Below are 6,163 nucleotides of genomic sequence, written 5' to 3' on the forward strand. Positions count from 1 at the left end.
CTTTCGAGTGGACGGCGCCCAGGGCTGGCAGCGTGCGACCGGTTCCGGTCGCTGACCCGCCTCATGCCCGCGCGAGAAGGATCACGCGATCCCGGCGAAGCGATGCTCCAGCCAGGCGATGATGGCGCTGGACTCGTACAACCAGCGCGACTGGCCCTCTTCCTGAATATGCAGGCAAGGCACTTTGATCTTGCCACCGCCAGCCAGCAAACGATCCGGTGCGATGGGATCGTTTTTGGCGTCGTGCAGCGTCATCGGCACATTCAGACGATGCAGGGCGCGCCGGGTCTTGACGCAGAAGGGGCACGCATGGAACTGATACAGCGATAGGCACGCCGCTTCTTTTTCTACAACCGCCTGACTTTGCGCCCCACGGCGCTGCGGGCGTGGGCGACTGACGGCGTCGCTGAGCAAAATTAACTGGCCGAGACCGAGACGCAGGGCTTTCATCAACATGGACACTACCTTGAACGGCGAATGGAAGTCGGCAAGTCTACGCTTTCCGGGATCCGACTGCTGCCGGCCTAACCAGGGGCGATCACGATGCAGCTGACGCGCCCGTCGGGCACGGCCCCGGTGGTCGGGAGCGGCCATGAAGCAACAGCTAACGGCCTGGAGGTCGGACTTCCTGTCGCGTGTTGGCGCGTAACAGGCATGTGGGCAACACGCCGGTCAACTTAGTTTGTCGTTGCCCTGGCAGCAAAAGATGGCCCCGTTCATTCAGACAACTTAATCGCCCAGCTGGATTCGTTTGACGCGCCGCGGTCGTGCGCGTAGACTGCGCGCCGCGGGGTGGAGCAGTCTGGCAGCTCGTCGGGCTCATAACCCGAAGGTCGCAGGTTCAAATCCTGCCCCCGCAACCAGAGCCCGGTAACGCTTTCCGCGATTTCACACCTTGCTTGATGCAAGCATTTTTCCCAACCCCGAGCACCTTGTGGGCAATCCCGGCGCGAATCCGGTAGCTTTTCACCAGCGAAAGCCCCCCGCCGAGCGGGCTTTGTGCTTTTCGGGCCTCTGACGACCCCGGCCCTGCGGTCGCTCCCGTGTTCTACACGTCTGGCCCAAGCCCGTGGCACCCTCTACAACCCGTCTTCCCAGGAGTATTCAGAACATGGCAACTGGTACCGTCAAGTGGTTTAACGATTCGAAGGGTTTTGGATTCATCACGCCGGACGATGGTGGCGAAGACCTTTTCGCGCACTTCTCCGAGGTTCAGGGTGCGGGTTTCAAATCCCTGCAGGAAGGCCAGAAGGTGAGTTTTGAAGTCAAGCAGGGCCCCAAGGGGAAACAGGCAGCGAACATCAAGCCGCTGTAAGTTTTCCGGGCCGCGAACGCGGCCACCCAGCGATCAGACCGATGCAGGATTACTGCCGGTCTGGAGCCGGGCATCGACGGGGGGCGCGCCCTCCGCCTTGGCTCAGAGCTCGAGGAACGGCCGCAACCTGTCAGCACGACTGGGATCCCTCAGCGCGTGCATCGCCTTGATCTCGATCTGGCGGATTCGTTCACGGGTAACGCCAAACTGCTCGCCGACCTCTCCCAACGTCTGTTCAGAGGTTGAATCGAGCCCGAATCGCATCCTCAGGACCTTGGCCTCCCGTGGCGACAGTCCGTTGAGCGCCTCATTGATTTCGGCACGCATGTTCGCGTGAATCGCGGCCTCAGCCGGCGAACTGGCCGAGAGATCCTCGATCATGTCGCCGAGCGTCGCGTCGGCATCGTCGCCCACCGGCGTCTCCAGCGACACCGGTTGCTTCGCGATCCTGAGGATACCGCGCACTTTCTCCTCGGACATCTCCATCCGTTCGGCGAGAGCGGCCGGATGCGCTTCCATGCCCGTCTGCTGCAGGATCTCGCGCGAGATGCGGTTCAGCTTGTTGATCGTCTCGATCATGTGCACGGGCACACGAATGGTCCGGGCCTGATCGGCCAGCGCACGCGTGACAGCCTGCCTGACCCACCAGGTGGCGTACGTCGAAAACTTCCAGCCGCGCCGGTATTCAAACTTGTCCACCGCCTTCATCAGGCCGATATTGCCTTCCTGGATCAGATCGAGGAACGGCATGCCGCGGTTCACGTATTTCTTGGCAATGGAGATGACCAGACGGAGATTCGCTTCGGTCATCTCCCGCTTGGCCTGCCGCATTTTCAACTCCGCCCCGCTCATCCTGCGGTTGATCTCCCTGAACTGCTGCAGTGGCAGCGAGACGCTGGTCTCGATGTCGGCGAGTTTCTGCTGCCCGGCCTGAATAGCCGGCCGATGTCGCTCGAGCGCCGCGCCAAACTGTCGCGAAGTCGCCGCCATGCGGCGGGTCCATTCAAGGTCGGTTTCGTTGCCCGGGAACGACTCCACAAACGACTCACGGGGCACCCCGCAACGCTCGACGGCGATTTGCAGAATACTGCGCTCAATCGCCCGAACCTCCGTCATCTGTTCGTGCACACCGGCACACAGGCGATCAATTGTCCTGGCCGTAAAGCGAATCCGCGCCAGTTCACGCTGGATCGCCGGGCACGCGCGCGCAACGGTCGCGGAATGTGCCTCGCCCGTAGCACGCACATCCGGCAACTGCTCAAACAGTGCCCGCACACGTGCAAAAACCGCAAGACTGTCGATCGTGAGTTGCTCGAGGCGGGCTGCATTCGCTGCCTCCGCATCCCGGGTGTCCGGCTCGACCTCGTCACCGTCCGGGTCATCGTCGCAGGTGGAGGCCTCCACTTCATTTTCTTCGGAGTCCGGCGCTATTGCGCTTTCGCTCACCGCGTCGCTGATGCCATCGACCAGTTCGTCGATACGCAGTTCGCCAGCAACGATGCGCTCCACATCGGCAAGAATGATCGCCACAACCGACGGACACGTGGCGATCGCCTGAATCATCTCCTGCAGGCCGTCCTCGATGCGTTTTGCGATCTCGATTTCGGCGGCGCGGGTCAGCAGTTCCCGGGCGCCCATTTCACGCATGTACATCCGGACTGGATCAGTCGTGCGGCCGAATTCGGAATCGACGGTCGACAGTGCCGCTTGTGCCTCCTCGTCCGCCTGATCGTCGGATGCCACGGCGGACGCGGCGCCGCTTAACAGGAGCGTCGCCGCGTCCGGCGCCTGCTCGTACACCGCCACCCCCATGTCGCTGAACGTGCTGACGATCGTCTCCATCGCCGCCGTTTGCGTAACGTTGTCGGAGAGGTGATCGTCGATGTCCACGTGCGTCAGATAGCCCCGCTCACGGCCAAGCGCGATCAGCGCGCGCATCTGGCGTTGACGCTCCTCGTCCTGTCGCGCCATCGACTCAATGTCCAGCGGTGTCTCTACCGCCCGGGGCTTTCCCTTTGGTGCGCGGCGGCCGGTCTTTAACGCAGCCGCGATGACGCGGGATGCGGAATCGTCACGAACGCGATTTGCCACTACATTCTCCTCGACGGGATGGCCGACGATCGTTGCAGACATGACGGAAGATCAACGTGACCTGTCGGGGTACGAACGGAATCGTGGAATGACGCACGGACAATCGAGGCGGGAATGCTCCGGCGTAATCCGGTGCGCGCAGATTGGGGAATCCTCAACAATACCAGAATGCATTGTGCGATGCAACATGCTGCGGATACGGCGTTGCTCGGTGGCGGGACAGGGGGAAATGGGGACCGGACGACCTCGCGAGCCCGAGCGCCGCGCCCCGCCCAGTTCGGCAGCCGCGCCGCGGCGGCGCACCCCGCCCTGCAAACCCCCTGCAAACAGAGGCAGTGCACGAGCCAGCACGTAACTGTCTGATTTGCCTCCTCACTCAACCGCATCTGTGCCGGGAGCTTCGCTTCAACCCGACTTCTCGTAGACTGCGCGAGATCTCCGGTCGCTCATGCTTGCGCCTGTGGCGACGCACCGGCTAACCTCCGCCGTGCTGTTCGAGATATTGCGAGCAGAAGGCGTGCAGCCTTCGCACAATCTCCGTCCGGTAGTCCAGGAACCAGCCGGACTGCAGATTGAAAAGCTGCATAAGAGCCGATTCGTCCTTCGGGAAAGGCCAGTCGTAGACTTGCGGAGCCAGCTCCCCGGCGGCGGCGACAAGCTTGGCGCGGGTGAGCCAGTCGCATCGCGCACCATTCGAACTCATCCAGATCCATGACGATTCGATCAAGTGGTCCGTACGCAGCCAGTGACCACTGCGGGCCATTGCAACAAGTTCCCCGACTACAAGGAAGGTGAGCAGTTCCGCTCTCGTCTCTTCATCCATAAGCGTCATCGTATCGTCTGCCTGCAAGCAGCGATGCCGTCGCCACGGACGATTTTGCAGACGGTGTCGGGAAAATCTCCGCGTACCACCAAAAACCGATCCCTGCGACTGTCACAAAAACCCCGAAAACCGATCCCCATACCGGCCCGGCAGTTTGAGCTTGCAAGCTCTGCAATCTCTTCATGCTGTGTTCCTGTGCGTCGCGAGTGCTGTCGAGAAGAAACGCATCTATGTCGTGCGCGTTACTTCTTTGGAAGATTCAGCAGCGCATAACTAGGGCATCTACCCATAAAGAAGCAGGCTGGATGCGCAATTAAAAAGTTAGAATGTTTTCTCTAAATGAGCAAAACATCGATTAGTCATGCGGGGTCGGGCATCGTACTGTCGCCGCTGGACCGCCGGCAGGCGGTCATCGAACGTACGTAAGGGAGTGCATACATGAGAGTTTTCGGCGCCGCACAACTGGTTACTGCACAGAAGGCCAACACCGCCACCCTGTTCGCCTTGGCAAATCACGCGTTCGAAGGCTTCGAGAAACTGATTGAACTGAACACTCAGGCGGTGCGGTCGGCGCTTGCCAACGGCGAGACGTACTGGTGCGAAGCGTTGTTATGCAATGCACCAGACGAATTTCTCGCGCGGCGCACCGGTCTGATGCAGTCAGCCGCAGAACAGGCGCTCGCCTACAGTCACCAGTTAGCCGAAATCCTGTTCAAGCCATATGCGGATTGGATGAAAGCTGTTGGCGTTCAATATGAAAACTACACCAGCACCGCCCGATCGCTTGTAGAAGAGCCAGCGAGAAATGTGCCAGCCGGTACGGAGATCACGACTAGCATGATGAAGCCGGTGTTCCCGACCGCCAGTAGTCCTAGCGAGACGGTGCGCAAAGCCGCCGAACAGGTCATCAAAGCCGCGAAGAACACACGTGCAGTGAAGCAGTAAGCTGCTGGAACTACGCAGTAGTCACGACGCCGCACGTATGGTTCAGCACGTGACAACAACTACGAGATCGCTGCTTGGAGGAGACGCGCATGCTAAGTCCGCACGAATACACCACGTTGATGTTGGTCAAGAATGCACCCGATCAGATCGATGCGGATCGTGCGGAGCTTCACACTCTCATGAAACACCAACTGGTTATCTTTGAACTGCTGGCATCAGGGCACCGGCGACCCAGCATTACGCCACAGGGCCAAGCCCTTCTGAATGCAGTTGCACGAATCGGCTAGGAGATGCCAGCCGAACGTAACAAGGGAGACTGCGATGGGTGAATCGATGGGGATTGTGGTCGGTACGTTCGTGCTGGTGATCGCGGCAATCGCCGTGGCCGGACACTATCGCCGAGAACGGCGTCGTGCCGAATTACTCAGAAATTGGATCATCACGAATGGTGCCGCTGGACCCGGTCCCGATATTGACCGGGTGCTGGACGATAACGATGCACGTGAAGGTTCCCGACATCGCCCGCTTCCCAAACGTTTGATCGCGCGGCATCAAATGAATCTGCTCAGCGACCGACACGACAATAAAGTCTGATTAGCAGGGGCATTTATGACGTGGCATGACCATGCGCAGCAGGAACTGGATCATATTAAGGCTGCGATTTCGCAATTGGAGCGGCTAGGTGTTAACGACGGGAGCGCCCAGACGAGTGCCGTGACGCAAGCGGACTACTGGCGAACGCGCATCCGCAAGGTATTGGCGCTTCCTGATTTGCCGCAGCACGTTCTAGAACAGGGTTCGGCACTCGTGGCAAGGCTGGATCGACTCCACCACGCGCGTTCCGGCACTGCTGGCCGCAATTGACATTCAAGGGCAGGCTACTAGCTACCACTCATGGGATCAGCATCTCATCTACGACCCGCTGTCCTGCGCTGAACCCTGCCATGAGTGCGTCAGTTTCTCTCGCGAACGGCTGCTGGTTATCTGCC

Annotated in this window: 7 protein-coding genes and 1 tRNA gene; 5 read left to right on the forward strand and 3 right to left on the reverse strand. The window is 60.2% G+C overall.

Going from position 1 to position 6,163, the window contains the following annotated elements:
* Positions 1–81: 81 nt before the first annotated feature.
* The gene (locus BMI01S_RS35550) at positions 82–456 is read right to left on the reverse strand and encodes a glutaredoxin family protein (RefSeq protein ID WP_028232944.1); all 375 of its coding nucleotides are present in this window, start codon (positions 454–456) and stop codon (positions 82–84) included.
* Positions 457–786: 330 nt separating this feature from the next.
* Between BMI01S_RS35550 and BMI01S_RS35555 the strand changes: the two genes are divergently transcribed.
* Together BMI01S_RS35555 and BMI01S_RS35560 are read left to right on the forward strand one after the other, a co-directional pair.
* Positions 787–863, forward strand: a tRNA-Met gene (locus BMI01S_RS35555).
* Between the two features lie 248 nt (positions 864–1,111).
* A complete protein-coding gene (locus BMI01S_RS35560; RefSeq protein WP_028232943.1) occupies positions 1,112–1,315 on the forward strand; it encodes a cold-shock protein in 204 nt (67 codons plus the stop codon).
* A gap of 102 nt (positions 1,316–1,417) precedes the next feature.
* Here BMI01S_RS35560 and rpoD read toward each other — a convergent pair whose 3' ends face one another.
* Both rpoD and BMI01S_RS38445 read right to left on the reverse strand, forming a co-directional pair.
* On the reverse strand, positions 1,418–3,448 hold the full coding sequence (rpoD, locus tag BMI01S_RS35565; protein WP_081723641.1) for an RNA polymerase sigma factor RpoD: 2,031 nt from the start codon (positions 3,446–3,448) through the stop codon (positions 1,418–1,420).
* Positions 3,449–3,881: 433 nt separating this feature from the next.
* Positions 3,882–4,229, reverse strand: coding sequence for a hypothetical protein (locus BMI01S_RS38445; protein ID WP_154671504.1), 348 nt, complete (start codon positions 4,227–4,229; stop codon positions 3,882–3,884).
* A 438-nt stretch (positions 4,230–4,667) separates the two neighbouring features.
* Here BMI01S_RS38445 and phaP point away from each other — a divergent pair, with 438 nt between their 5' ends.
* From phaP to BMI01S_RS42245, 3 genes are all read left to right on the forward strand, one after another.
* Positions 4,668–5,174, forward strand: a complete 507-nt coding sequence (gene phaP, locus BMI01S_RS35575) for a TIGR01841 family phasin (protein WP_028232941.1) — start codon at positions 4,668–4,670, stop codon at positions 5,172–5,174.
* Between the two features lie 321 nt (positions 5,175–5,495).
* Positions 5,496–5,768 (forward strand): hypothetical protein, encoded by a 273-nt coding sequence (locus BMI01S_RS42240; protein ID WP_042292641.1) that lies wholly within the window; start codon positions 5,496–5,498, stop codon positions 5,766–5,768.
* A gap of 15 nt (positions 5,769–5,783) precedes the next feature.
* The gene (locus tag BMI01S_RS42245; RefSeq protein WP_169745499.1) at positions 5,784–6,038 is read left to right on the forward strand and encodes a hypothetical protein; all 255 of its coding nucleotides are present in this window, start codon (positions 5,784–5,786) and stop codon (positions 6,036–6,038) included.
* Positions 6,039–6,163 lie beyond the last annotated feature (125 nt).

The organism is Paraburkholderia mimosarum LMG 23256 = NBRC 106338, from assembly GCF_000739815.1.
In the GTDB taxonomy this organism is placed as follows: Bacteria; Pseudomonadota; Gammaproteobacteria; order Burkholderiales; family Burkholderiaceae; genus Paraburkholderia; species Paraburkholderia mimosarum.

Excerpts from the sequence above, each read along its gene's own strand:
- BMI01S_RS35560 (WP_028232943.1), top strand. The coding sequence starts at position 1,112 with ATGGCAACTGGTACCGTCAAGTGGTTTAACGATTCGAAGGGTTTTGGA.
- phaP (WP_028232941.1), top strand. The coding sequence starts at position 4,668 with ATGAGAGTTTTCGGCGCCGCACAACTGGTTACTGCACAGAAGGCCAAC.
- BMI01S_RS42240 (WP_042292641.1), top strand. The coding sequence starts at position 5,496 with ATGGGTGAATCGATGGGGATTGTGGTCGGTACGTTCGTGCTGGTGATC.
- rpoD (WP_081723641.1), bottom strand. The coding sequence starts at position 3,448 with ATGTCTGCAACGATCGTCGGCCATCCCGTCGAGGAGAATGTAGTGGCA.
- BMI01S_RS35550 (WP_028232944.1), bottom strand. The coding sequence starts at position 456 with ATGTTGATGAAAGCCCTGCGTCTCGGTCTCGGCCAGTTAATTTTGCTC.
- BMI01S_RS38445 (WP_154671504.1), bottom strand. The coding sequence starts at position 4,229 with ATGGATGAAGAGACGAGAGCGGAACTGCTCACCTTCCTTGTAGTCGGG.
- BMI01S_RS42245 (WP_169745499.1), top strand. The coding sequence starts at position 5,784 with ATGACGTGGCATGACCATGCGCAGCAGGAACTGGATCATATTAAGGCT.